Annotated in this window: 25 protein-coding genes; 14 read left to right on the forward strand and 11 right to left on the reverse strand. The window is 69.5% G+C overall.

Features of this window, described 5'->3' with window-relative positions; translation table 11 throughout:
* The first annotated feature begins 120 nt into the window (after positions 1-120).
* Entirely contained in the window at positions 121-294 is a 174-nt protein-coding gene (locus ABD164_RS02595; protein ID WP_344293080.1) for a hypothetical protein, read from the forward strand.
* Between the two features lie 26 nt (positions 295-320).
* Here ABD164_RS02595 and ABD164_RS02600 read toward each other — a convergent pair whose 3' ends face one another.
* Both ABD164_RS02600 and ABD164_RS02605 read right to left on the reverse strand, forming a co-directional pair.
* Complete coding sequence (locus ABD164_RS02600; protein WP_344293082.1) at positions 321-1,343, reverse strand: LacI family DNA-binding transcriptional regulator; 1,023 nt, start codon at positions 1,341-1,343, stop codon at positions 321-323.
* Positions 1,344-1,768: 425 nt separating this feature from the next.
* The gene (locus ABD164_RS02605) at positions 1,769-3,283 is read right to left on the reverse strand and encodes an HNH endonuclease (RefSeq protein ID WP_344293084.1); all 1,515 of its coding nucleotides are present in this window, start codon (positions 3,281-3,283) and stop codon (positions 1,769-1,771) included.
* A gap of 333 nt (positions 3,284-3,616) precedes the next feature.
* Between ABD164_RS02605 and ABD164_RS02610 the strand changes: the two genes are divergently transcribed.
* The 8 genes from ABD164_RS02610 to ABD164_RS02645 all read left to right on the forward strand — a co-directional run bounded on the left by ABD164_RS02610 (position 3,617) and on the right by ABD164_RS02645 (position 12,250).
* Positions 3,617-3,853, forward strand: coding sequence for a hypothetical protein (locus ABD164_RS02610; protein WP_344293086.1), 237 nt, complete (start codon positions 3,617-3,619; stop codon positions 3,851-3,853).
* A gap of 12 nt (positions 3,854-3,865) precedes the next feature.
* A complete protein-coding gene (locus ABD164_RS02615; protein WP_344293088.1) occupies positions 3,866-4,285 on the forward strand; it encodes a hypothetical protein in 420 nt (139 codons plus the stop codon).
* 167 nt (positions 4,286-4,452) lie between these two features.
* Positions 4,453-5,646: a xylose isomerase gene (xylA, locus tag ABD164_RS02620; protein WP_344293090.1), complete on the forward strand. Its 1,194-nt coding sequence runs from the start codon at positions 4,453-4,455 to the stop codon at positions 5,644-5,646.
* 163 nt (positions 5,647-5,809) lie between these two features.
* The gene (gene xylB, locus ABD164_RS02625) at positions 5,810-7,213 is read left to right on the forward strand and encodes a xylulokinase (protein WP_344293092.1); all 1,404 of its coding nucleotides are present in this window, start codon (positions 5,810-5,812) and stop codon (positions 7,211-7,213) included.
* 82 nt (positions 7,214-7,295) lie between these two features.
* Positions 7,296-7,709 carry a pyridoxamine 5'-phosphate oxidase family protein gene (locus ABD164_RS02630; protein WP_344293094.1) on the forward strand — a complete coding sequence of 138 codons (414 nt, stop codon included), beginning with the start codon at positions 7,296-7,298 and terminating at the stop codon, positions 7,707-7,709.
* A gap of 173 nt (positions 7,710-7,882) precedes the next feature.
* The gene (locus tag ABD164_RS02635; protein WP_344293096.1) at positions 7,883-8,800 is read left to right on the forward strand and encodes a DNA-3-methyladenine glycosylase family protein; all 918 of its coding nucleotides are present in this window, start codon (positions 7,883-7,885) and stop codon (positions 8,798-8,800) included.
* A 188-nt stretch (positions 8,801-8,988) separates the two neighbouring features.
* The gene (locus ABD164_RS02640; RefSeq protein ID WP_344293098.1) at positions 8,989-10,941 is read left to right on the forward strand and encodes a gluzincin family metallopeptidase; all 1,953 of its coding nucleotides are present in this window, start codon (positions 8,989-8,991) and stop codon (positions 10,939-10,941) included.
* Position 10,942: 1 nt separating this feature from the next.
* Complete coding sequence (locus tag ABD164_RS02645) at positions 10,943-12,250, forward strand: MBL fold metallo-hydrolase (RefSeq protein ID WP_344293101.1); 1,308 nt, start codon at positions 10,943-10,945, stop codon at positions 12,248-12,250.
* Here the strand turns inward: ABD164_RS02645 and ABD164_RS02650 are convergent.
* Together ABD164_RS02650 and ABD164_RS02655 are read right to left on the reverse strand one after the other, a co-directional pair.
* Positions 12,237-13,373 carry a DUF2235 domain-containing protein gene (locus ABD164_RS02650; protein ID WP_344293102.1) on the reverse strand — a complete coding sequence of 379 codons (1,137 nt, stop codon included), beginning with the start codon at positions 13,371-13,373 and terminating at the stop codon, positions 12,237-12,239. The two genes, ABD164_RS02645 and ABD164_RS02650, sit on opposite strands and share 14 nt — an antisense overlap.
* 135 nt (positions 13,374-13,508) lie before the next feature.
* Positions 13,509-14,378 (reverse strand): flavin reductase family protein, encoded by an 870-nt coding sequence (locus ABD164_RS02655; protein WP_344293103.1) that lies wholly within the window; start codon positions 14,376-14,378, stop codon positions 13,509-13,511.
* A 188-nt stretch (positions 14,379-14,566) separates the two neighbouring features.
* Here ABD164_RS02655 and ABD164_RS02660 point away from each other — a divergent pair, with 188 nt between their 5' ends.
* Positions 14,567-15,097, forward strand: a complete 531-nt coding sequence (locus ABD164_RS02660; protein ID WP_344293105.1) for a hypothetical protein — start codon at positions 14,567-14,569, stop codon at positions 15,095-15,097.
* Positions 15,098-15,103: 6 nt separating this feature from the next.
* On the opposite strand, the gene ABD164_RS02665 is transcribed toward ABD164_RS02660, so the two are convergent.
* The 6 genes from ABD164_RS02665 to ABD164_RS02690 all read right to left on the reverse strand — a co-directional run bounded on the left by ABD164_RS02665 (position 15,104) and on the right by ABD164_RS02690 (position 21,244).
* A complete protein-coding gene (locus tag ABD164_RS02665; protein WP_344293107.1) occupies positions 15,104-15,976 on the reverse strand; it encodes a carbohydrate kinase family protein in 873 nt (290 codons plus the stop codon).
* 38 nt (positions 15,977-16,014) lie between these two features.
* A complete protein-coding gene (locus tag ABD164_RS02670; RefSeq protein WP_344293109.1) occupies positions 16,015-16,479 on the reverse strand; it encodes an SRPBCC family protein in 465 nt (154 codons plus the stop codon).
* On the reverse strand, positions 16,476-16,844 hold the full coding sequence (locus ABD164_RS02675) for an ArsR/SmtB family transcription factor (RefSeq protein WP_344293111.1): 369 nt from the start codon (positions 16,842-16,844) through the stop codon (positions 16,476-16,478). The genes ABD164_RS02670 and ABD164_RS02675 overlap by 4 nt, the downstream gene beginning before the upstream one ends.
* A gap of 140 nt (positions 16,845-16,984) precedes the next feature.
* The gene (locus tag ABD164_RS02680; protein ID WP_344293113.1) at positions 16,985-18,415 is read right to left on the reverse strand and encodes a pyridoxal phosphate-dependent decarboxylase family protein; all 1,431 of its coding nucleotides are present in this window, start codon (positions 18,413-18,415) and stop codon (positions 16,985-16,987) included.
* 191 nt (positions 18,416-18,606) lie between these two features.
* The gene (locus ABD164_RS02685) at positions 18,607-20,373 is read right to left on the reverse strand and encodes a cation:proton antiporter (RefSeq protein WP_344293115.1); all 1,767 of its coding nucleotides are present in this window, start codon (positions 20,371-20,373) and stop codon (positions 18,607-18,609) included.
* Between the two features lie 73 nt (positions 20,374-20,446).
* Positions 20,447-21,244: a hypothetical protein gene (locus ABD164_RS02690; RefSeq protein ID WP_344293117.1), complete on the reverse strand. Its 798-nt coding sequence runs from the start codon at positions 21,242-21,244 to the stop codon at positions 20,447-20,449.
* Between the two features lie 56 nt (positions 21,245-21,300).
* Between ABD164_RS02690 and ABD164_RS02695 the strand changes: the two genes are divergently transcribed.
* Positions 21,301-22,134 (forward strand): DNA/RNA non-specific endonuclease, encoded by an 834-nt coding sequence (locus ABD164_RS02695; RefSeq protein ID WP_344293119.1) that lies wholly within the window; start codon positions 21,301-21,303, stop codon positions 22,132-22,134.
* 40 nt (positions 22,135-22,174) lie between these two features.
* A complete protein-coding gene (locus ABD164_RS02700) occupies positions 22,175-22,501 on the forward strand; it encodes an antibiotic biosynthesis monooxygenase family protein (protein ID WP_344293121.1) in 327 nt (108 codons plus the stop codon).
* 39 nt (positions 22,502-22,540) lie between these two features.
* On the opposite strand, the gene ABD164_RS02705 is transcribed toward ABD164_RS02700, so the two are convergent.
* Positions 22,541-23,047 carry an RNA polymerase sigma factor gene (locus ABD164_RS02705; RefSeq protein WP_344293122.1) on the reverse strand — a complete coding sequence of 169 codons (507 nt, stop codon included), beginning with the start codon at positions 23,045-23,047 and terminating at the stop codon, positions 22,541-22,543.
* 74 nt (positions 23,048-23,121) lie between these two features.
* Here ABD164_RS02705 and ABD164_RS02710 point away from each other — a divergent pair, with 74 nt between their 5' ends.
* Complete coding sequence (locus tag ABD164_RS02710) at positions 23,122-23,529, forward strand: SHOCT domain-containing protein (RefSeq protein ID WP_344293124.1); 408 nt, start codon at positions 23,122-23,124, stop codon at positions 23,527-23,529.
* 45 nt (positions 23,530-23,574) lie between these two features.
* On the forward strand, positions 23,575-24,189 hold the full coding sequence (locus tag ABD164_RS02715) for a GNAT family N-acetyltransferase (protein WP_344293126.1): 615 nt from the start codon (positions 23,575-23,577) through the stop codon (positions 24,187-24,189).
* The last annotated feature ends 4 nt before the right edge of the window (positions 24,190-24,193 follow it).

Here is a 24,193-nt window from a genome sequence, read left to right on the forward strand (position 1 = left end):
CGCTCCGGGGGCGCCGGCGAACGTGGTGGCACCGTCGGTGTCGGGCGAGGCGGTCGTGGGTCGTTCGCTCACGGCGACGTCGGGCGAGTGGGATCTCGATGGACTCGGGTTCGCCTTCCAGTGGCAGCGTGGCGGGTCGACATCCCCGGCGCGGTGAAGAAGGAGTACCGGGTGTGTGCAACCGATGTGGGTCACGCGCTCACCGTGGTCGTCACCGCGACCTTCAACGGGCTCCAGCCCGGCACCGCGACATCCGCACCGGTGCAGCCGACGAAACGCTCGACGCAGCGGTGACAAGAGCCCCCGCCAGCCGGCGACCCCTACCCGGCCGGCGGTGCCGTGCTGTCGCGCACGACGAGGCTGGTCGCGAGGTCCATGCGGGGGGTCGTCGACGGTGTCTCGTCGGCGAGGCGGATGACGAGGCGCGCGGCCTCTTCGCCCATGCGCTTCAGCGGCTGGTGTACGGTCGTGAGTCGCGGGGTCATCCACATCGCGAGCGGAATGTCGTCGTAGCCCACGATCGAGATGTCGTCGGGCACCCGCAGGCCCGCCGCCCGCACCGCGTCGATCGCGCCGAGCGCTTGCAGGTCGCTGCCCGCGAAGATCGCAGTAGGCGGGTCGGCGAGGGCGAGCAGCTCGCGCGCGCGGTCGCGCCCGCCGGTGGCGTGGAAATTGCCGAACCGGATCCACGCCGGATCGATCGGGAGCCCGGCCGAGTTCATCGCCGAACGGTAGCCGTCGATGCGGGCGAGCGAACACATCATGTCGGCGGGGCCGGTGATCGCGGCAATGCGGCGATGGCCGAGATCGATGAGGTGCCTGGTGGCCGCGAGGCCGCCCGACCAGTTCGCCGAACCCACCGACGGCACGTCGGGCGACGGGTCGCCGGCCGGGTCGACGATCACGACCGGGATGGCCCGTGAGCGCAGTCGTTCGCGGTATTCGGGCGCGAGCTCGCTGAAGACGAGCACGATGCCGACCGGTCGCCGGCGCATGACGCCCTCGATCCAGTCGGGGTCGGGGGCGTGGCGGCTGCCGCTCACCGTGAGCACGACACTCAGGCCGTGCGCTTTCGCGACCGACTCGACGCCCTCTATGAGCTCCATCGACCAGATCGGATCGAGCTCGTGGAAGACGAGCTCGATGAGGTCGGACTTCGCATCGGCACGGCCCACGCGCCGCTGGTAGCCGCGCTCGGCGAGCAGGGCCTCGACGCGCGCGCGAGTTGCGGCGGAGACATCCGATCGCCCGTTCAGCACCTTCGAGATCGTCGACAGGGAGACGCCCGCCTCGTCTGCCACTTCAGCGAGTGTGATGCGGTCGGTGCCGGCGGGCGCTTTCATGTTTCGAAGTCTAAGCGCGAAAGTTGCGGTCGATTCACGCGGCCGTGTGCGGCGTGCGCCCGATCTGGAGCGGCGCTGATGAGCAGAGGGCACCAGCGACCACGGACTCGGGCGCAGGCCAGCCAGCGACTCAACTCGGGCGTAGGCCAGCGAGCGACTCAACTCGGGCGTAGGCCAGCCAGCGACTCAACTCGGGCGTAGGCCAGCGACTACCGGCTCGGGCGTAGGGCAGCGGCTACGAACTCGGGCGTGGACCAGCGGCAACCACTCGGCGCAGACCAGCGACTACCAGCTCGGGCGCAGAGCCGCGACTACCAACCCGGGCGCAGAGCAGCGACTACCAACGCGGGCGCAGACCAGCACCAAATCGGGCGCAGGTTCCTCACGCAACCCAGGCCGTGGTAGGGCTGGTCGGAGGCAGAGTTTTACCCCGCGATCGAGGTGAGGCGTTCGCGCTCGGGTGGATGTTCTCGCATTCGGGTAGGCGATGCGGTCGTCGCCGCGGGCAGTCGCGTCGGGTCGATGGGGTTGATGATGTCGGTGGGGGTCTTGGGTCGCATCAGCCGGGGTGTCTGTTCGGGGTCGATGCCGGGTGGTGGGATGAGCCAGTAGGTGGTGCCGTCGCGGCGGACTTCCCAGCCTTGGTTGTGGTGCCGCAAGTGGTCTCTTCGGCAGAGGAGGATGCCGTCGGCGAGGTCGGTTCGGCCGTCGTCGCGGGCCCAGTGGTCGATGTGGTGGGCTTCGCACCAGGACGGGGGCCTCGTGCAGTCGGGGTCGAGGCAGCCGCCGTCACGGACGGCGAGGATGGTCTTCTGTTTCGGGGTGAAGAGGCGTTCGTCACGGCCCAGGTCAAGACACTCGCCGTGGTCCCCGAATCGGATGGGCAGGTACCCGGTGCAGAGGCCGGTGTGCACGTTGGTGAGGGGGATGCGGTCGGGGTGGCCCTCGAGCATGCCCGACCCGTGCCCGGTGGTCAGGGTGTGTTCGTTGACCACGATACGCACCGAGGGTTTCTGCAGGTTCAGCACCCGGCCCGGGTCGACGCTCGCGCCGGCGCGGAGCAACTGCACGAGCCCGTCGGCGGCGTTGCGTTCGCGGGTCGCTTTCGCGTCGGCGTAGGCCTGGTCGCCGTGTACCGGGTCGCCGAACCCGCGCCGCACTTTGGGTTCGATGAGGCGGGGGTGGGTGAGCTGGTCGAACACCGCCTTCACGTACATGCCGGCTTCGGGTTCGAGTTCGAACTCGCCGCGGACCATGCCATCGGGTTTGACCCAGGCCCGCCAGAACTGCGCAACCTGCTGCGCCTCGGCACGAGCGGTCACCCCGGCGGTGTCGATGCGGTCGCGGGCCTGCCGGGCGGCCCGCCGCGCCGCATCAGCATGCACGGTGCGGCAGAGGGGGATCAGGGTCTCGAGTTCGGTTCGAAGGCACCCCTCGTCGGCGTCGCCGCCGGGTTCGCCCAGGCCCGAGCGGATCGCGTCGGCGACCGCGACGGTCAGCTGCCCGGTGACGACGGCGTCCCCGAGGGCTGCGAACCACGGCGGCGCCACGTCGGGCAGCACGGCGGCGATGTCGGGGTCGTCGTGGCGCAGGCGGTCGAGTTCGGCGGCGGCCTCGACGTCGGCGACCATCTCACCCACCGCGACCAGCGCGGCCGCGTCACGCTTCGACGACCTCGTGATCGACTGCAGCATCGCCCCGGCCGAGGTGTGCCCGTCACGCCGCGCCAACCCCTGCTGCCCGAACCCGGCCCTGGAGCGGCGGGCGAGTTCGGCCGCGGCGAGCGCCTGATGCCGCTCGACCTCGTGCCGCAACACCGAGATCGTCTCGAGCGCGACCACCAACGCCCGATCATCGGCCGCGTGAAACACTGCCGGGGTCAGCCCGAACGCCCGCAACGCACCGGTGATACCAGCGAAGTCGGGCAACGGTTCGGACATGACCACATCCTCCCAGCAGCCACCGACACTCGAACGAAGATTCGACAGACTGTGGAAAACCCTGTGGAAAACCGCGTGGACAACCTTGCGGGCAACCTGTGGAAAACGCTGTGGACAACCCTGTGGGGAACTGTCGGGAACCGCGGGGATGAGCGGGTGCCGCCGGTGCTTCAGCGATCGAGTCGACAGAAGATCGAGTCGGCGCGCGGCGCGCGTCAGCGACATCCGATGATCTCGATCTGCGGTCGGCGATCATGGAATCTGTGTCATCCGTTACGAATCGGGCCCGTCCGGACATGCGCTGGTTGAACGCACGGGGCGAAGGGGTGATCGATGGACTGGCTGGATGAGGCGATAAGGGATGCTGCGCCACGCGCGGTGGGCTCCGAGCCGACCGCCGCAGCATGGGCCGAAGCGGTTGCGAGGGACGCCGTCGGGCGAGCGGTCGAGCGCCGCAACGGATCTCGGCTCCGCAGGATCCTCGGCGGATCGGCGATCGGCGTAGGCCTACTCGGCATCGGAATCACGGCGGCCACAGCCGGCCCCGCCGTCTTCGGGTGGGTGGGCTGATCGCCCGATGTCGTGGCGCAGCGCACGTTCACATTCGACGATGGCGCCGATCTCGGACTGTGCGAGATGTTGATTCGAGTGGTCCCTGAATACCGCAACTCAGAGCATTACGACGATGTCTCTCATGATGAGGTTGACCGACGCACCGAGGAGGCGCGCAGGTTCCTGATCGAGAATGATTGGGATCCGCTCATCGCCTCGATCACCGCGGGCGAGATCGAGGCCGAGTTCGCAGCCGACCAGGCGCGCCGTTCAGAGCCGATGGCCGACGGCACCCTGCCGCCGCCCGCGGCCATCTCGGGCGCCGCCACCGACCTGATCTGGCACCGCGTCTCGGACGAGTTCGAACGGGCGGGTCACCTGCATCCGGGCGTCGCGCTCGAGGCCGCCGGCGGACCCTGCGGCGGGACGACCGAGGGCCCGACGCCGTGATCGATCGACGACACCGGTCGGATCGCACAGCCGAACCGACCGGGTAGCTGGGGCGCCCGCCGGGCCGCCGACAGACTCACGCGGGTACGGGCTTGCGAACGCGGGTACGAGCGGGTTATGTTGTATCTCACAACAAATCACCGATGACGCTGAAAGGCGGATCCTCCATGGCTCCCGCGCCCACTCGCGACGACAAGTTCTCCTTCGGCCTGTGGACCGTGGGGTATAACGGCACCGACCCGTTCGGCGGTCCGACCCGCAACGCACTCGACGTGGTGCACGTCGTCGAGAAGCTCGACGTACTCGGCGCCTACGGCCTGACATTCCACGACGACGACCTCTTCGCGTTCGGCTCGACCGACGCCGAGCGCCAGAAGCAGATCGACCGCCTGAAGGGCGCGCTCGAGGCGACGGGCCTCATCGTGCCGATGGTCACGACCAACCTCTTCTCGGCCCCCGTATTCAAGGACGGCGGTTTCACCGCCAACGACCGCGACGTGCGCCGCTACGCGCTGCGCAAGGTGTTCCGCCAGCTCGACCTCGGTGCCGAGCTCGGTGCCAAGACGTTCGTCATGTGGGGTGGCCGCGAGGGCGCCGAATACGACTCCGCCAAAGACATCCGCCAGGCGCTCGAGCGCTACCGCGAGGCCGTCAACCTGCTCGGCGACTACGTCACCGACAAGGGCTACGACATCCGCTTCGCCATCGAGCCGAAGCCCAACGAGCCCCGCGGCGACATCCTGCTGCCGACGCTCGGCCACGCGATCGCGTTCATCGACTCGCTCGAGCGCCCCGAACTCGTGGGCCTCAACCCCGAGGTCGGGCACGAGCAGATGGCGGGCCTGAACTTCGCCGCCGGCATCGCCCAGGCGCTGTACCACGGCAAGCTCTTCCACATCGACCTCAACGGCCAGCGCGGCATCAAGTACGACCAAGACCTGGTCTTCGGCCACGGCGACCTGCACAACGCGTTCGCGCTCGTCGACCTGCTCGAGAACGGCGGCCCGGGTGGGGTGCCGGCCTACGATGGCCCGCGCCACTTCGACTACAAGCCGAGCCGCACCGAAGACGAGAAGGGCGTGTGGGAGTCGGCAGCGGCGAACATGCGCACCTACCTGCTGCTCAAGGAACGCGCCGCGGCCTTCCGCGCCGATCCCGAGGTACAGCAGGCGCTCGAGGCCGCGAAGGTGTTCGAACTCTCCACTCCGACGTTGAACGACGGCGAGACCTACGACGAGTTCCTCGCCGACCGATCGGCCTACGAGGACTTCGACGCCGACGCCTACCTCGGCGGCAAGGGCGGCGGTTTCGTGCGCCTGCAGCAGCTCGCCACCGAGCACCTGCTCGGCGCCCGCGGCTAGCCGCCATGCGCGCCCACCCTTCGCTCACCCGCCCCTCGCGCCTGTGCGCAATTCAGGTCGGGAGGTGTGTCGGTCCCGTATCGCACGGCGTGTCGGCACCACACGCCGTGCGTGAACCTGAATTGCGAACAGGGCCGGGAGTCACTGAGGGTGGGCGCCGCGCATGACGCTCGTCGCCGGCGTCGACTCGTCGACGCAGTCGTGCAAGGTCGTGATCCGCGATGCCGCGACGGGTGCGCTCGTGCGCCAGGGCCGGGCGTCGCACCCCGAAGGCACCGAGGTCGACCCGCAGCACTGGTGGGATGCCCTGCAGTCGGCGATCGCCGCCGCGGGCGGACTCGCCGACGTCGCCGCGATTTCGATCGCGGGTCAGCAGCACGGCATGGTCGTGCTCGATGCCGAGGGCCGGGTCATCCGCCCCGCCCTGCTGTGGAACGACACGCGCTCGGCCCAAGCGGCGCGTGACCTGATCGACGAGGTCGGCGCCGAGGCGTACGCCGAGCGCACGGGCGTCGTGCCGGTCGCGTCGTTCACGGCGACGAAGCTGCGGTGGCTGCGCGACGCCGAGCCGGCGCACGCCGAGCGCGTCGCGGCGGTCGCGCTGCCACACGATTGGCTGACGTGGCGGCTGCGCGGGTACGGCCCGATCGACGCGACGGATGCCCCGCTGGGGCCCGTGCTCTACAAGCTCGTCACCGATCGATCCGATGCCAGCGGCACCGCCTACTGGGGTGCCGCGGGCTATGACCGTGAGCTCCTCCTGCGCGCGCTGGGGCATGACGTGGTGTTGCCGCGAGTCGTCGGTCCATCGGATGTCGCGGGCCACGCCGCGAACGGCTTACTCGTCGGCCCCGGGGCGGGTGACAACGCCGCGGCCGCCCTCGGCCTCGACGCGGCGCCCGGTGACGTCGTCGTGTCGATCGGCACGAGCGGCACGGTGTTCGCCGTCACCGAGGCCCCGATCGCCGACGCCTCGGGCACGGTCGCGGGGTTCGCCGACGCGACGGGCAACTTCCTGCCGCTCATCGCGACGCTCAACGCGGCACGCGTGCTCGACGCGACCGCCGGCCTGCTCGGCGTCGACCACGAACAACTCGGGCGGCTGGCGCTCGAGGCGCAGCCCGGGTCATCCGGTGCTGTGCTCGTGCCGTACTTCGAGGGCGAACGCACGCCCAACCTGCCCGACGCGACCGCCTCGTTCTCGGGGCTCACACTCGCGAACACGACGCGACCGTCGATCGCTCGCGCAGCGGTCGAGGGGCTGCTCTGCGGACTCGCCGACGGGCTCGACGCGGTGCGCGGCCAGGGGGTTGCCGCCGAGCGGGTGCTGCTCATCGGCGGGGCCGCGCAGAACCCCGCTGTGCGGGCGATCGCCGCGCAGGTGTTCGACGTGCCCGTCGTCGTGCCCGAGCCGGGGGAGTACGTCGCCGACGGCGCCGCCCGCCAGGCCGCGTGGGTGCTCACGGGCACGCGCCCCTCTTGGCCGGTCGCGATCGACGAGGAGCTTGCGGTCGACACCCGGGCGGTCATCCGGCAGCAGTACGCCGCCGCATCCTCCCGCGCCTGAACTGTCTCGCCATCGAGCGAATCGCGACTGCCGCCCACGCCGCACTCTGGCCGCGATCGAACCGCGGTGGCAGACTCGAAGCATGAGCGATCACGTCGAGGGTCGAACGCCCACCCGCCACCTTTCCGAAGAGGAGTGCTGGCAGCGCCTGGCTGCGGTTCCTTACGGTCGCGTCGCCATGAGCGCGGCGGGCGAGGTCGATGTCTTCCCCGTGAACCATGCCGTCGACAACGGCACGATCGTGTTCCGCACGTCGGCGGGCACCAAGCTGCTCGAGCTCACGATTCGGCACCATGTGGCCTTTCAGATCGACGGGTTCACTGATTCCGAGGCGTTCAGCGTGGTCGTCAAGGGGGAGGCCGCGGAGTTCGACCGCCAGGGCGAGGTGTACCAGGCCGAGAAGCTCGGCGTCACCCCATGGGCGCCCGAAGAGAAGGACCGGTGGGTACGCATCACGCCCACCGAGGTGCACGGGCGCATCTTCGATCGGGCCTGACCCCGCACCTCTACGACCTCGCCCCGCTGTACGCAATTCAGGTCGGCGCGCGGCGTGTCGCGGTGACACGCCGGTAGACCCGGCCTCGACACGCCTCCCGACCTGAATTGCGTACCCCGCACCCGCACCCCGCACTGCGGTCGGCTGTCAGGCGGATGCGGCACACTTGAGCCGTGATCGCCGACGAGGCCCTGAGCTGGCGGCCGCGGCATCCGACCGATCTGCTGCAGACCGTCGGGGTGCTGCGCCGCGGCGGCGGCGACCCCGCGTTCGTGGGTGACGCGAGCGGCGCGGTCTGGCGCGCGACGCGCACGCCCGACGGCATCGCGACGATCCGGCTCACCCAGCCGTCGCCCGACGAACTCCGATGCGAAGCGTGGGGCCCGGGCGCTGCGGCGGCCGTGGCCCAGGCGCCCGAGCTGCTCGGCGACCTCGACGACCCGAGCGGGTTCGAACCGCGGTTGCCGCTGCTCGCCGACGCGCATCGCCGCAACCCGGGCCTGCGCATGGCGCGGTCGGCTCAGGTGTTCGAGGCGCTCGCTGCGGCGATCCTCGAGCAGAAGGTCATCAGCCTGCAGGCGCACGATTCGTGGCGTCGACTCGTGACGAAATTCGGCACGCCGGCGCCGGGCCCTACACCGCGACCCATGCGCGTCGTGCCGTCGGCCGACGAGTGGCGGGCGATCCCGAGCTGGGAGTGGCACCTCGCCGGCGTCGATCCGCGCCGGGCGAGCACCCTGCAGAACGCGTCGCGCTACGCCGGTCGGCTTGAAGAGACGGTGTCGATGAGTGCAGCGGATGCCGCAGCTCGCCTCACCCTGATGCCCGGTGTCGGCGCGTGGACGGCCGCCGAGGTCGCGCAGCGCGCGCTCGGCGACGCCGATGCCCTCTCGGTGGGCGACTACCACCTCGCGAACTACGTCGGCCACGCCCTCGCCGGCCGCGACATGACCGACGACGAGATGCTCGAGACCCTCGCGCCCTGGGCCGGCCACCGCTACCGCGTGGTGCGGCTGCTCGGCGCCTCGGGTGTGCGCGGTCGGCCGCGGCGCGGGGCCCGCATGGCGTTCGTCGACCACCGCGCGATCTGACGCGCTGGCCGCGCCGCGACACCGCGCGATCTGACGCGCTGGCCGCGCCGCGGCATCCGAGAGTTCGAGCGCCTGCGACCCGCGATCGCATTCAGGGACTGCCCCGACCCGGCTCGTTCCCCTGAGGAGTAGTCTTCGTTCGCGCCTTCGGGCGGAATCATGCGTGCTGCTCGTTCGGGAGGCGTGACATGCTGCAGGATCTCAACATTCCAGAGGTGCGTCCGCCCGGTCGGCGGATCTTGCGGGCATTCGCGTTCGACCCGACCGAGACCCGGTTGAGCGGTCGCTACCTGTCCATCAGCATCCCGTTCGAACCCGACCTCGAGCCCGGACCCGACGGCGAGCTCGTGCAGGTCGTCGACTACGACGCCTCCCAACGCGTCTGGTACCAGCCCGTCGACCTCGACGACCCGCTTCTGCTGGCGCAAGACGGATTGCGCCCCTCCGAGAGCGACCCGCGATCGCACCAGCAGGTCGTCTATGCCGTGGCGATGAGCGTGATCGAGCGATTCCAGCGATTCACGGGGCGGCGATTCCGTTGGAGCGGCAACGAGCGGTTGCGCATCGTTCCGCACGCCTTCTACGGGCGCAACGCGTATTTCGACCCCAAGCGCCGTGCGGTGCTGTTCGGGTACTACCGGGCCGACGAGCGCGACACCGAAGCGAACCTGCCGAACCAGATGATGTTCACCTGCCTGTCGGTAGACGTCGTCGCCCACGAGGTGACCCACGCGATCGTGCACCGCGTGCGACCGCGATTCTCGTACGCGACCAATCCCGATGTGTACGCGTGGCATGAGGCGTTCGCAGACCTCGTCGCGCTGTTCCACCATTTCCTGTTCCCCGAGGTCGTCGAAGAGGCTGTGGCGCGATCGCGCAGTGACCTGCAGAAGGCGACGGCACTGCTCTCGCTCGCCGCAGAGTTCGGTCGGTCGACCGGGCGCGGCGGGCCGCTGCGGTCGGCCGTCGGCCAGCCCGCCGACGCCGCCGCGTTCACCGCGACCGATGAACCGCACGAACGCGGGGCGATCTTCGTGGCCGCCGTGTTCGATGCGTATCTCGAGACGTTCCGCGCCCAGATCGCAGACCTGCGCCGCCTCGCGACCGGCGGAAGCGGCATCCTCGCTGATGGCGAGCTCTCTCCCGATCTCGTGCGCCGGGTCACCCGCGAGGCGGTGAGCAACGCCGATCGCATTCTCGGCATGGTGGTGCGGGCGTTCGACTACCTGCCGGTCGTCGATGTGACGTTCGGAGATGTCGTGCGGGCGGTCATCACGGCCGATCGCGACCTGTTCCCCGATGACGCCATGCGGTTGCGCGGGCATCTCGTCGAGGCGTTGCGCCAACGGGGGATCTTCCCGCCGGGTGTCAGCTCGCTGGCCGATGAGGCGCTGTTGTGGCATCCGCCCGTGCAGCCGCTGTCGCTGTGCGCGGGTGAGCACGCGATCGACCTCGCACAGTTGATCGCCGACTCCACCATGAAGCTCGATCCGACCGGTGACGTCAGGATCACCAGGTTCGACGACGAAGACGACGATGCAGACGACGCCGATGAAGACGACGACGCCGACGACGACGCCGACGACGCCGACGATGCAGACGACGCGGCCGGCCCGCCGCGGCGTCGGCGCGCCGGCTCGACGATCGCCGCCGACTTCTACCCGAAGGTGAGTGCGTGGGCGAATGCGCACGCCGCAGAACTCGGCTTCGACCCCGACGTCGGGCGCATCCGCATGATCGGCATGCATGTCGGCTACCCGACCGCCGCCGATGGACAGCCCCGCCCGATGATCGTCGTGCAGTTCGTGCAGCGCCGCGAGGATCTCGAAGAAGGCGACAATCGTCAGACACGCGCGCAGATGATCGCCGGCACGACGTTGATCGCGCGTGCCGACGGAATGGTCAGATACCTGATCACCAAGCCCCTGCCGCTGCAACGCGAAGCGCTCATCGCGGACCTGCCCGCAGGGGTCGCGAAGTTCGCCGATGCCCAGCATGCCGCCGGGCGCCGGCGGTACGACGCGATGCGCGAGTGGTTCGGTCTCGTCGAAGACGACGACGCGCTCGCGGTCTGGCTCGACGAGCCGGCGGTCAACCGACTGAGCTTCGCGAGTCTGCACTCGCCGACGGCAGGAGCCTGAGATGGCCGTCAACGTGGCGATCCGCATGTACAACGTCGGATTCGGCGACTCGTTCCTCGTCACGGTCAGGCGCGACTCGGCCGTTTGGCGCATGCTCGTCGACTGCGGGGTGCACTCGCACGGGCGGGTCAAGGTCAACGGTGTGTCGCGCCCGATCGGCAAGATCGTCGACCGCATCATCGATGATCTTCGTGCCGAGGCGGCGCCCGGCGAGCCACCCCATCTCGATGTCGTCGTCGCGACGCACCATCACCAGGACCACATCAGCGGGTTCGCCGAGGAGGCGTGGGCGGAGGTCGACGTCGCCGAGGTGTGGGTGCCGTTCGTCGAAGACCCCGGGGATCCCGACGCGGTGCGACTGCGCTCGGGTCTCGACGACGCGGCGAACCGGTTGCGTAGCCTGATCGATTCGACGTCGGCGCGGGCAGTCGCGAACGAGTCGAAGGACGATCTGCGGCTCGCCCTCGCGTTCGCGGTCAACTCGTCGCGCAATGCGATCGCGACCGATCGGCTGCTGGGGCGCGGCAACCGGCGGTTCCGCCGGCCTCCGTCAGACGTGCTCGTGCGGTACCTGCCCGACACCGAGGCTGAGGCGAATACGATCGCCACTCCGATCCCCGGCGTCACCGCACGCATCCTCGGTCCTTCGCGTGACCCCGCGAAGCTCAAGCGCATGGATCCGCCGGCGTCGGTGGCGTGGCTTCAGCTCGCCGACGAGCACCGCAGGGAACTCGATGCCGGCGGTCCGCTGTTCGACCCCATGTACCACGTTCCCCCTGACGACGTGAGCGATCGCCTCTCGGCCGACGCGATCAAGGCGCGCAACTCGATGCGACTGGCCGCGCTCGCCGACGATGCCGACGAGTTGCTCGCCGCATCGTCGTTGCTCGAACGTTCGGTGAACAACACGAGCGTCTTCTTCGTGTTGGATGTCTCGGGCACGCGGTTCCTCTTCGTCGGCGACTCCCAGCAGGGCGCCTGGGAACACGTGCTCGACGACCAGCGGTCTCGTGAGCTCGTGAGCGGCGTCGCCTTCTACAAGATCGGCCATCACGGTTCGCACAACGCCACGCCGAAGTCGTTCGTGCACGAGGTGCTCGGCGATGACGCGACAGCGATGCTGCCGTGGGGCCTCGTGAAGGCGTGGAAGGACTCGATTCCGAAGCATGAGATCCTCGAGGCGCTCGAGGCGCATCACACGACCGTCGTGCGCGCCGATGACCCGCAGTCCGCACCCCCGTCCGATCGGGCGGTGCTGACGATCGGCCCGGACGACCTCTGGAGCCAGCTCGAGTTCACGGTCGCGTGAGGGCGGCCGATTCGGTGTCGCCCGATTCGGTGCCGGCCCATGCTTCGTCGACCCAGGTGACGTCGACGGGCAGCTTCGGGCGATAGTCGCTGCGAGCTTCCATGCGCGCCCGCACGCTCGCGTGCACGTCGACGCCGGCGGGCACGGGCCGCCGCCGCGGAACCAGCACCGACCAGATCCGTCCGTTGCGGTGCGGCGCGAGGGTCGCGGCCTCGCTCGACACCGCGACGGCCTTGCGGTAGGCCTTCTCATCGACGAGCAGGCCGTGCTGCAGTGCGCCCTCGAGCACCCATCTCAGTGCGATCGTGGACAGGCCGGGGACATCCGATTCGCCCTTCGACCCGCGTGAAGGGGCCGGCCTGCCCGAGCCGGCCGCCGTGTTCTTCTCGCCGCCTCCGACGTCGCCGTGAATGCCCGAGAACCAGGCCTCTTCGACCAGCGACTCGCTGTCGGCCTCGATGACGTACTCGCGGAACGGCCGCCGCCGCTCATCGATCGCGATCGCGTGCCGTACGTGGCGCGCGTTCGGCACGGCGCGCGTGTAGGGCCACTTGATGTCCCACTTGGCGATGCCCGCGGCCTTGACCGTGTCCCAGACGCCGAGGTACTCGATGGGCACGGTGGTGTGGCCGTCATCGTCGACGCGTTCGGCGAAGAGTTCGGCGAAGCGGTGCACGGCATCCCAGTCGATGCGCCGCTCGCCGCCGCGGCGGGCGTAGAGGCTGACGCCATAGGGCAGCAGGTTCTCGGAGTTCGGCCGGGTGAGTCCCGTGAGGCGCAGCATGCCCACGAGTGCGCGTGCCGTGTATGCGCCCCGGCTGAACCCGAAGACGAAGATGCGGTCGCCGGGTTGCCACGTGCGGGCGAGCCACCCGTATGCGTCGCCGAGGTTCTGACGCAGACCGGCGCCGTAGACGAGTCCGCCGAGTCGCGAGAGTCCGCGGGCCAACGGGGTCCACGCGCCCGACGAGGCGAATGTGCCGACACCCGGGTCGTAGAACGCGACCTGCTTCGTCGGATCCGAGTGGTCGAGCAGTCCGTAGGCGAGCACGACATTGGAATTGCGGCTGCCGCGCACCTGCCCGGCCGTGCCGTCGAGGCACAGCACCAGATTCCGAGACATCGCAACCCCCGATCATGCACTCAGCACCGAGCGAACGTAGTCTCGCGGTGACCGCGTGCGGCCGCAATGGGGTCGTCCCTGAGGCGCGAAGGATTCAGGGCCTGACGGCGCGGCCGACGCCGGCCGGCCCGAGCCTCACGGGCACACGAGCTGCTTCGCCGCCCACTCGATGAATCCGGGATCGTCAGACGTGATGCGCGACACCTCTTCGCCGCCGTCGCAGCGGCACAGGCTCACGATGGCGCCGTCGCGGGTCGCTTCGAGCACCGCCCAGGTGCCCCCGAACGCCTCCCAGCGCACAAGTTCGTCGAGCGAAGCGGATGTCGCGGCCGGCCCCGCGCTCACGGACTCGGCCCGCGGCGGGACATCCGACAGATCGGGCGCTGACGGCGCGATCGCGCTCTTGCGGGTCCAGCCGACCTCGGCGCCGCGATCGAAGTAGTGGCGGAAGCTGTAGATGAGCGGATGCCACGCGTTCGCATCGATGTGGTTCGTTCCCGGCACCACGAGTTCGGGCAGGGCGTGCACCCGAACGACCTCGACCTCGACCACGAGGTAGCCGGGGTCTACGCCGGGCGTCTCGCGCCGCACGATGCCCTCGAACTGCAGCGGGCACTCGTGTACGCGCGGCGGCGCCACGACCTCGGACGGCTGCGGCCGCAGGCCCGCGAGCTCGAACTTCGAGGGTTCGAAGCGGTAATGATCGGCCTTCGCCGCCGGCACTGGGTCGCGGCCGGTGACGGCCGAGAGCCGCTCGACGTGTCGCCACAGGTCGCTGCTCGGAAAGTTCACCGTGAGCTCGGGTCGCTCGGCGAGGTTCGCCGCCGTCTGCCCGTCGGTCTCGAGGCCGAGCACGAGCATGCGTCCGAGCGCCCAGTGCGACGAGGCCGGGGCCACGTTGGGATTGCCGTCGGCGTTCCGAGTGACGACGAGGTACGCGGGCGTGCCCACGTAGAGCACGCTCGGGTCGATGACGACGTGGTCGTCGTCGGGAGCGACATCCATGCCATTCCTCCTTGCTCGAATCGAACCCTTCTTGCACCGTACGCCCGCCCGGTGCCGGGTGCGACCGTGTGACACTCCGCTCGCCTTCACGCGGGGCGTTCACCTGAGGCATAGCCAACCCATACCTTTCTCGCGTACCGTCACTGGTGGCGGCCGAATCCCGCCGCACTCCCGAATCGAAGGACGTCATGAACTCCACCCCGCCCCGCCCGCTCAACCTGCCGCTGCTCGGTACCTGGCTCGCCTCGGCGGTCATCACGGTCGTCGGCGTCGTGCTGCTCATCACCTCGAACGCCGCGCAGGTCTCGTACTACGTCGAGCAGACGGCCGACCCGGCGCCGATTCTCGCTGCGCAGGCCGGCACGACCGTCGGTGGCCTGCTCATCGCGGTCGGCGTGCTCGGCCTCGTCATCGCACTCGCCACGCAGGCGATCATCGGCGCGGCCGACCGTCGGCACGCAGATTCGGTGATCGCGTTCGACGAGTTCACCGCCCTCGATGGCGAAGTCGACCTCGATGACCTCGATGAGCTCGCCGCCGGTCGCGCGCCGGTCGCTGCCGCTGCCCCCGCCGCTGCGGCTGCGCCGGCTGCCGCAACTCCCGTCGCCGAAGCTGCGCCGGTCGCCGACGCCGCGCCGGTCGCCGACGCCGCGCCGGTCGCCGACGCCGCACCCGCGGCCGAGACGGTGCCCGCTCCCGAGGCACCGACCGAGAAGTAGGTCGCCTCAGCGCCCGAGCGCCTCGTCGAGGCTCGGGTGCAGGTGCCGGGTTCCCAGCACGGATGCCGCGTGCTCGGCGCCTGCCCGCAACGCGTCGGGCACCCCGGCGCCCGCGAGCGTGGCGTCGAGCACGCCGGTCATGAACGCATCGCCCGCGCCGTTCGTGTCGCGCACGGCGACCGGCACCGCCTCGACCTCGTGCTGCGACATCCGATCGCTCGCATCTCGGGCGACGGCGATCGCGCCGCGCTCGCCGAGGGTGCACACCACGAGTGACGCGCCTGCCTCGACCCGTGCTCGCATGAACGGCAGCGGGTCGGGGCCGATGCGGTCGGCGTTCATGAAGATCACGTCGGCGGCCTCGATGAACGGCCGGTGGAACTCGGCGCTGCCGTCGTAGTCGTGGATGTCGGTCCAGACCGGCCGGCCCGCCGCGGTTGCGAGCGGGATCAACCGCTGCGCGACGGGTGCGAGGTCGAGCACGATCGCGGATGCCGCGGCCATCGCCGTCGCGACCGGCTCGGGTGCGACGAGCGATTGGGTCGGAGTCGTGAGATAAAGCGACACTCGTTCACCCGCCGGGGTCATGAGGTTGAGGTGCCGCTCGGTCGCGCCGCCCGCGCCCGCGATGACCGTGACGCCCGCCCATTCGAGCAGGGCACGCACCCGCTCGCCGTCGACGTCGCCGCCGAAGAGCGCGTGCAGCACGACCGGTTGGCCGAGGCCCGCGAGTCCGAGGGCCTTGCCAGCGGACGTGCCGCCGATGGTCTCGTACTCGTCGAGCGCGAACTGCATGTGCGGCACCGGCTCGGGCAGGTGGTCGAGGTAGACGATCTGGTTCCACGAGGCGGGCCCCGCGATGAAGACGTGGTCGGTCACGTCGACCATTCTGGCGGGCGTGGCGATCAGACCCGCGATCAGACTCGGGTGAGGTAGGCCTCGATGCGGTCGAGCGCGCCGACCCACACCATCGTCTCGAAGAAGTCGCGGACATTTGGCGTCGGGAAGCCGGTCTGCACGACGGTCACGAGGGTGCCGCCGTCGTGCGGCTCGAACGTGATCTCGACATGCGTCGACATCTCGTCGCCGCTCGGGTCGCTGCCCGTCGACTCGGTGACGAGCCGGTGCGGGCGATCGATCTCGACGAACGTCTGCTCCTCACGGAACAGCGTGTCGCGGTTCGGGCCCCACACGGCGGTCTGCTTGCCGCCGACGCGCAGGTCGACCTCGATCTCGACGATGCCCGGCTCTTCGTCGAGGATCGAGAACCAGATCTTCTGCTTCTCGGCGTCGGTGTAGGCGTCGAAGACCGCCTCGGGACTCGCCGGCAGCTGTCGCGTCAGGCGCAGGCCGATGGTCTCGCCCGTTTCGGTGTCGCTCATGATTCCGTTCCCTCCGTGTCGTGTTTCGTGCCGTGCGTGGTTTCGGGGTGCAGCGTGAAGTACACCTCGAGGCCGTCGAGTCGGCGCTCCCAGAGGCGCTGGTAGAAGCTGATCCAGGCCATGGCATCGTCCAATCGCTCGGTGCCGAGCTGCACCTGCCGCACCCGGCCGACCTTCTCGGTGGTGACGAGCCCCGCGGTCTCGAGCACGTCGACGTGCTTGCGGATGCCGGTGAGCGTCATGCCCGTCGGCGTCGCGAGCTCGGTGATCGTGGCCGGGCCGTCGCCGAGGCGGGTGAGGATGCCCCGGCGCGTCTCGTCGGCGAGGGCCGCGAACGCCCGATCGAGTGCCTGTTGCTGAACCATGTGGTTCAGTGTACAGCACTGAACCAGACAGTTCAATGTCTGATCTCGCGAGGGGCGCCGACGCAGCTGAGGAGAATTGCACCGAGAGCCCGTCTCAGGCGGGCATGTGAACCATTCTCCTGAGTTGCAACCGGGCGCCGCTACATCGTGTCGAGGATCGCCACCAACTGCTCGAACGTCGTGTTGGGGTTGACGATCGCGAAGCGCGTGTTGGGCCGGCCCGCGTGCGAGCTCGGCGTGACGAACGCCTTCTGCCCGTCGAGCAGGCGAGCCGACCAGGCGTCGTAGTCGGACTTCGTCCAGCCCTCGCGCTCGAACACGACCACCGAGAGCTGCGGGTCGCGCACGAGCGAGAAGCCCTCGCGCGATGAGATCTCGCGGGCGATGTCGGCGGCGACGGTGATGGAGTGGCTGATCGCCTCGCGGTAGGCCGCGCCGCCGTAGGTCGCGAGCGAGAACCAGAACGGCAGGCCGCGGGCGCGCCGGGTGAGGTGCGCGGCGTAGTCCGACGGGCTCCATTCGCTCTGCTCGGTGAGCGTGTCGAGGTACTCGGCGTGCTGGGTGTGCGCGCGGCGCCCGGCCTCGGGGTCGCGGTAGATGAGCGCGCACGCGTCGAACGGCGCGAACAGCCACTTGTGCGGGTCGACGATCACCGAGTCGGCGTGCTCGACGCCCGCGAAGCGGTCGCGGGTGAGCGGCGACAGCATCGCGGCGAGTCCGTAAGCGCCGTCGACGTGCAGCCAGAAGTCGTAGTCGGCCTTCAGTTCGGCGATCGAGGCGAGGTCGTCGACGATGCCGAAATTGGTCGAGCCCGCGGTTGCCACGACGGCGAAGACGGATGTCCCGTGCTCGGCCAATGCCGCCCGCACGTCGTCGCCCCGCAGCATGCCGTCGGCGGCGGGCTTCACAGGAACCACGTCGACGTCCATGACGCGCGCGGCCGAGGCGATCGACGAGTGCGCTTCTGCGCTGCAGACGATCTTCCAGCGTCCGCCGGGCGGGGCCGAGGTCGGGGCATCCGCGCCGCCCGCATCGCCGCTCGCCGAAGCCGCGGCCTCGGCGAGCAGGTGCCGCGCGTGATCACGCGCCGCGACGAGCGCCGACAGGTTGCCGAGCGTGCCGCCCTGCACGAACACGCCGCCGGCCGCCGCCGGCAGGCCGAACTCGCTGGCGAGCCACGCGAGCACCTCGTTCTCGGCGTACACGGCGCCGGCGCCCTCGAGCCACGAGCCTCCGTAGAGGGCGCTCGCCGAGACCACGAGGTCGAACGCCGTCGCCGCTTTCGTGGGCGCTGTCGGAATGAACGAGAGGTACTGCGGGTGGTCGGTCGTGATGCAGGCCGGTGCGAGCACGTGCTCGAAGACCGACAGGGCCTTGACGGCGCCGATGCCGCGCTCGGTGATGGTGCGCCCGGCGAGGCGGGTGAGCTCGGCCTCGGAGCTCGGTTTGTCGAGGGGGGTGTCGTCGCTCAGCATGCGGCGGCGCGAGTAGTCGAGCACGAGATCGACGATCTGCTCGGTCTCATGCGAGGTGGTGTGCATGCGGGTCGCGGGCTCGTGCCGTGCGTTCATGGGTGGATCCTCTCAACTGCGCGGCCCCGGGCTGACCGCGGGCCCGGAGAAGAATCGCACATCAGGAGGTGGATCCACAAAAAGGCACCATCAGTTCGCCGTTGTACGCAAGATCATCGTGTTCGACCGTGCTACCACGCACATATGCTGCGTTGACGAGGCCGCACTCGAGGGGAGAAGAAGGAGGATCCCTATTCCACCGCCGGACCCTTGAGGTCGATGCTGATCTGCTCGGCGTCGAGCTCTTCGAGGGCGGCGCCCAGCGCGGCCGCGCTGAACAGCCCCTCGTCGCGCGCGTCGAGCAGCGCGTCGCGTTCGGCGTGGATCATGCGCAGTCGCAGCAGCCGCACCTGCTCGGCATCGATCAAGCGATCGGATGTCCCGTGTCCCGGCCACGGGGCATCCGCAGCTCGCTTCGTGCCGGAGTCTTCGGCGGCGTCCTCTTCGCCGGCACCCTCGTCGGCCGAGGTCAGCCATGCCGCCCGCATGCGCTCGGCGGTGGTGCGCAGGAGCGGGTCGAGGGAGTCGTCATCGTCGAGCTCGTCGAACGCGGCCGCGCGCATGACCTTCTTCAGCTCGTTTCGTTCGGCGACGGTGGCGCCGGGGTCTCGCACGGGGAGCAGCCATCGCACGAGCCACGGCAGGGTGCCGCCCTGCACGAGCAGAGAGCCGACGGCGACGACGAACGCGATGAGCACGAGCATCGAGCGGCTGGGCGTGTCGGCCGGCAGGGTCTGCGCGGCGGCGAGCGTCACGACCCCGCGCATGCCGGCCCAGACCACGATCGCGCCCTCGCGCCAGCCGAGCGAATCGTCGAGGTAATAGTCGATGTCGGCGACCCGGCGGCGCAGCATCGTGCGGAAGCGCTCGGCCTGCGCGGGCGACGGCGCGGGCATGCGCGATGGCGGCAGCGGCAGCGACGTGCCGGCTCGGTCGACGAGCGCCTGCTTGAACGCAGCTCCCCGCCGCGCGCGCCGACCGAGCGCGGCGAGCAGCGGCGCGACGTACGCCGCGCGAATGAGCAGCGCCGCGACGAACGCGATCGCCGCGATGCGCACGGCCGCCCACACCCCCTCGTGTGCGCGCTCGACCTCGTCGACGATGCCGCTGAGCTCGAGTCCCATGACGAGGAACACCGCGCCCTCGAGCACGAGCTCGATCGTGCGCCACGTCTGCGCGTCCGACAGCCGGTGCTGCGGTGACAGGAAGCGCGCCGCGCCGCGGCCCGTGATGAGGCCGGCGCCGACAGCGGCGACGAGGCCCGAGGCGCCGAGCTGCTCGGCAGGGATCGACGCGATGAACGGCATGGTGAACGAGATCACGGTGTTCACGGTGGGGTTCGACACGCGTGCGCGAAGGCGCAGGTTGAGCCATCCGACGATCGCACCGATCACGCCGGCGACCGCCACCGAATAGACGAACGTGCCGACGACGCCCCAGAGCGAGACGGATGCCGCGGCGCCCGCGATCGCCGCCCGCAGCAGCACGAGCGCGCTCGCGTCGTTGAGCAGGCTCTCGCCGTCGAGCATCGCCGAGACCCGTGGCGACACACCGAGCCGCTTGACGATCGACGTCGCGACAGCGTCTGTCGGACTGAGGATCGCGCCGAGCGCGATGCCCATCGCGAGCCCGAGGTCGGGGATGAGCCAGGTGAAGAGCAGCCCGAGCAGTACCGAGGTGATCACCACGAGCACGACCGAGAGCCCGCTGATGGCAGTGAAGTCGCGGCGGAACTCCATGGTCGGCATCGACACCGCAGCCGAGTACAACAGCGGCGGCAGGACGCCCGCGATGATCCACTCGGGATCGACTTCGAAGGGCGGCACCTCGGGCAGCAGGCTCACGCCGATGCCCACGAGCACGAGCAGCAGGGGCGACGCCACGCCGAGTCTCGGGCCGATGGCGGCCGCGCCGGCGATGGCCAGCAGCGCCAGCACGGCGATGACGAGCAGTTCCACTCGCCCGAGGCTACTCGTCGTCGTGGCGGCGGGAAGTCGATCGCCGGGCGCTCGGCGACCACCGGATCAGAGACTATGACTCGCGGGCGCGGGTCGTCAGCGCGATGCGCAGGTACGGAAGATCCTCTCGGGAGACCACGACGGTAACGACCACGTCGGGGCTGAGATGCGCACCGATGGCGTACACCAACGGGTCGGTGTCGATTTCGGACGCGCTGACGCTGCGTCCGTCGATCTCGAGTTCGGCTGTCGGGTCGACAGCCGATTCGGTCACCTCCCAGGCTCGATCGGTCAGCGGGCCCGGCGGGAGCCTCAGCTCCTCACCGAACCTGTTCATGAGGATGTAGTTCGCGTGATCCACGAGTTGGCGGGAAAGTGAGGTGTACTCGGACCGGTCTCGGTTCCAAGTCGTCCGCACGACCTCCCAGAGTTGCGGGTACCGCATGCGCTGGACCCCTTGCACGAGCCAACCAGGACGCGGCCACGGAGGCTCCTCATCGAGGGCAGCACGCGTCCGCTCGTCGAGTTCAGCCAGATTAGCCGGGTCGTCACGATCGTCTGGATTCCTCCAGAGCGTGTAGCTGATCGAGACGGACTGGTTCGAGAGCCCGTCGGAATCGTGACCATCGCTGACCCCGAAGGAGCCGTGATCTTCGACCGTGCGTTGCGGCGTCAGGCCCATCACCGGAAACGCCATCGTGCGCACCCGGGCCCGGATTTCATCCATGGGATCAGGGGCGTCGGGCGGAAGGACTCCAGCGAACTGCATGAACCGAGCTTCCCGTGCGGAGGTCGAACGTTGCAAGGAGGATCGGCGACGGATGCCGAACTTGGCCGAAGTCGACGTCATACTGTTCGAAGTCGGCGTCACCGTCCGAAGTCGGCGCCCCCACTCGCGATGTGGGCGGGGCGTGGTCGAGTAGGCGCATGGGCTTCGATGCGCAATTCCTGGGTGTGCGAGCGGCGATGCCGCGATTCGAAACGACGGATGTCTCGACCGGCATCGTTCGCGAGGCCACGGTCGAGCTCGACTACATGCACTTCGCGGTGCTGCTCGACACCGCCCGCCGCTTCGCGCGCGCGACCGGCGTCAACATCGACGGGGCCGCGCTGCTCGACCTCGATCGCGGCGGCGACGAGTGGCGGCTCGACGAGCGCATTCCCGCCGACTGGCAGGCGGGCCCCGAGGTCTACGCCCGCAACGACCTCGATCGCGGGCACCTCGTGCGTCGCCGCGACCCGGTATGGGGCGCGCCGGCGGTGGCAGCCAGGGCGAATTCCGACACCTTCCACTACACGAATGCCGCGCCACAGGCGTCGGGCTTCAACCAGTCGAAAGAGCTCTGGCTCGGCCTCGAAGACCACGTGCTCGAGCACGCCGCAGCCCACCGGCAACGCCTGAGCGTGTTCACTGCGCCGGTGCTCGGCGAAGCCGACCCGCCCTACCGCGGCATCCAGGTTCCGCTGAGGTTCTGGAAGATCGCAGCGTGGAACGCCGGCACGTTCGACAGCGGAGTGCTGGCCGCGGTGGGCTTCGTGCTCGACCAGGCACCGCTCGTCGACACGGGCGAACTGCACGAGCCCGCACCGGGCGAGGCGCCCGCCGTCGGCCCGTTCCGAACCTTCCAGGTGCCCATCGGCGACATCGCCGTCATCACGGGGCTCATCATGCCCGAACTCGTCGCCGCCGACCGACTGCCGGCCACCATCGCCGCCGCGGGGTGGCGCGAGCTCGAGACATCCGCTCAGATCTTGCTCTGACGACCACATGTCGCAGCCATGATCCACTTAGCATGTGGTGATGTCGATTGCGCAGACGCCCGAGCCGCCCTATACGGCCGTCATCTTCACCTCATTTCGCACCGGTGGTGACAACGGCTATCGCGTGATGTCGCAGCGCATGGTCGACCTGGCCTCGCAGCAGCCGGGATTCCTCGGGGTCGAATCAGCGCGCGAAGGCCTGGGCATCACGGTCTCATATTGGGTAGACGACGCTTCTGCAGCAGCGTGGAAGCAGGTGACCGAGCACGTGATCGCCCAGGAACGCGGTCGCGCGGTCTGGTACGAGGACTACCAGGTGAGGGTGGCCACCGTCAGCCGCTCGTACGGCCCGAGCGGTGCTCGCTGAGTCGGGCTTACTTGCTCCGCCGAGACGAAGAGGGGAGGCTCAGCCGTGCGGTGGGTCTCGACCGTTGGTGGCCAGCACGTAGTCGGCACGGGCGAGAGCTCTCAGCTGGGTTCCGAGTTCCCCGTCGATGGTGTCGAGCACGGGCAGCCCTGCCACCGCTTCTGTCTCAGCTGATTCGCCGTGTTCGCCGCGGGGCAGCGAGTCCAGCAATGTTTGGTAGCGGCGCCTCGACCGCGCCACGTTCCGAGCGCAGTTGGCCGCAGTCACCACCCGCACGGCGGTTCTTCGGCGCGAGAGCTCGAGGAACGCCGTCGCCGTCGCATCCTCAGCATCATGCACGTCCCGCAGCACCGCATAGGCATGCCGGAAGACCCGATCGTTGTGTTGGTCGAACACCGCACCGAGCGCCGCGCCGCCGCCGCGAAGCGCACGCGACCACAACTCGGCCTCCGTCACCTCGCGCTCCATATCCTGAAGTGTCCACCAGCGGCCGAAATGTTGCACCTGACGATCTCGGCCAGAGAGTATTCCCGCATCGTCTGTCAACTCTGAACCGGCTCTGGTGCCTGGCGACGCCCGAGCGCTACTGTGGCGAGCAGAACGGGTGCAATCCCGTAGGAATGGGGAAGACCGTGGGCTTCTGGAACAGTTTCGGGGACATCATCTGGTGGTTCCTCATGATCTTCGCGTTCACGGCGTATCTGTTCGTGCTGTTCGCGATCGTCGCCGACCTGTTCCGCGACCACGAGCTCAACGGCTGGTGGAAGGCGGTGTGGATCATCTTCCTGGTCTTCATGCCGTTCCTCACGGCGCTCGTCTACCTCATCGCCCGCGGCAAGGGCATGGCCGAGCGCAACGTGCGACGGCAGCAGGAGGTGCGCGAGGACTCGGCCGAGTACATCCGGTCAGTGTCGTTCGCGAACCCGGCCGACGAGATCACGAAGGCCAAGGCGTTGCTCGACCAGGGCACGATCTCGCAGGGCGAGTTCGACGCACTCAAGGCGAAGGCGCTCGGCGACAAGTTCTGAGATTCGACCGGCGCCGGCGTGAGGCGCCGAGGGGAGTGCACGACGTTGGTCGAGACGGTGGTCGTGGTCGCGCGCGGAGACGCGCTCGGCGAGGCATACCGGCGCCGCATCACCGAGGTCTACGTGCGCAGCTTCGCGGAAGACTTCGTCGCGTTCTCGCGCGACACCGGCAAGTTGGCCGACGCGTTCGAGCACATGCTGCTGCTCGAACGGTTCTACGTCGCGCTCGTGGACGGGGAGCCCGCCGGCCTCGCCTCGCTCACCGAGGGCGACCAGACCCTGTTCGCGCCGCATTGGCGCGAGATCCGGCGTCACCTCGGGCTGGTGCGCGGGCTGCTCGGCTACGTGGTGATCAAGAGGTGGTTCATGCGCCCCTTCGACGGTGCCCGGCCCGGGCTCGCCGAGATCGGATTCGTCGCCACCGAGCCGGCCCACCAGGGGCGCGGCGTGGCGACGGCGTTGCTGCGCCACCTGCTCGCGCTGCCCGGCTACCGCGAGTATGTGCTCGAGGACATCAAGGACACGAACGCGCCGGCCCTGGCGGTATACGCCAAGCTCGGGTTCACGGTGTACAAGCGTCGCGAGGTGCGCTTCGCGCGGCGCGCCGGGTTCACCGAGCTCGTGTCGATGAAGCTCGTGCAGAACGACGAGGCCGACTGACGCC

It is taken from the genome of Agromyces neolithicus (assembly GCF_039529735.1).
Lineage (GTDB): Bacteria > Actinomycetota > Actinomycetes > Actinomycetales > Microbacteriaceae > Agromyces > Agromyces neolithicus.

Coding starts and splice junctions, on each gene's coding strand:
- ABD164_RS02695 (WP_344293119.1), top strand. CDS start 21,301: ATGGGCTTCGATGCGCAATTCCTGGGTGTGCGAGCGGCGATGCCGCGA.
- ABD164_RS02640 (WP_344293098.1), top strand. CDS start 8,989: ATGCTGCAGGATCTCAACATTCCAGAGGTGCGTCCGCCCGGTCGGCGG.
- xylB (WP_344293092.1), top strand. CDS start 5,810: ATGACGCTCGTCGCCGGCGTCGACTCGTCGACGCAGTCGTGCAAGGTC.
- ABD164_RS02670 (WP_344293109.1), bottom strand. CDS start 16,479: ATGAGCGACACCGAAACGGGCGAGACCATCGGCCTGCGCCTGACGCGA.
- ABD164_RS02710 (WP_344293124.1), top strand. CDS start 23,122: ATGGGGAAGACCGTGGGCTTCTGGAACAGTTTCGGGGACATCATCTGG.
- ABD164_RS02675 (WP_344293111.1), bottom strand. CDS start 16,844: ATGGTTCAGCAACAGGCACTCGATCGGGCGTTCGCGGCCCTCGCCGAC.
- ABD164_RS02610 (WP_344293086.1), top strand. CDS start 3,617: ATGGACTGGCTGGATGAGGCGATAAGGGATGCTGCGCCACGCGCGGTG.
- ABD164_RS02645 (WP_344293101.1), top strand. CDS start 10,943: ATGGCCGTCAACGTGGCGATCCGCATGTACAACGTCGGATTCGGCGAC.
- ABD164_RS02680 (WP_344293113.1), bottom strand. CDS start 18,415: ATGAACGCACGGCACGAGCCCGCGACCCGCATGCACACCACCTCGCAT.
- xylA (WP_344293090.1), top strand. CDS start 4,453: ATGGCTCCCGCGCCCACTCGCGACGACAAGTTCTCCTTCGGCCTGTGG.
- ABD164_RS02650 (WP_344293102.1), bottom strand. CDS start 13,373: ATGTCTCGGAATCTGGTGCTGTGCCTCGACGGCACGGCCGGGCAGGTG.
- ABD164_RS02655 (WP_344293103.1), bottom strand. CDS start 14,378: ATGGATGTCGCTCCCGACGACGACCACGTCGTCATCGACCCGAGCGTG.
- ABD164_RS02600 (WP_344293082.1), bottom strand. CDS start 1,343: ATGAAAGCGCCCGCCGGCACCGACCGCATCACACTCGCTGAAGTGGCA.
- ABD164_RS02605 (WP_344293084.1), bottom strand. CDS start 3,283: ATGTCCGAACCGTTGCCCGACTTCGCTGGTATCACCGGTGCGTTGCGG.
- ABD164_RS02700 (WP_344293121.1), top strand. CDS start 22,175: ATGTCGATTGCGCAGACGCCCGAGCCGCCCTATACGGCCGTCATCTTC.
- ABD164_RS02660 (WP_344293105.1), top strand. CDS start 14,567: ATGAACTCCACCCCGCCCCGCCCGCTCAACCTGCCGCTGCTCGGTACC.
- ABD164_RS02630 (WP_344293094.1), top strand. CDS start 7,296: ATGAGCGATCACGTCGAGGGTCGAACGCCCACCCGCCACCTTTCCGAA.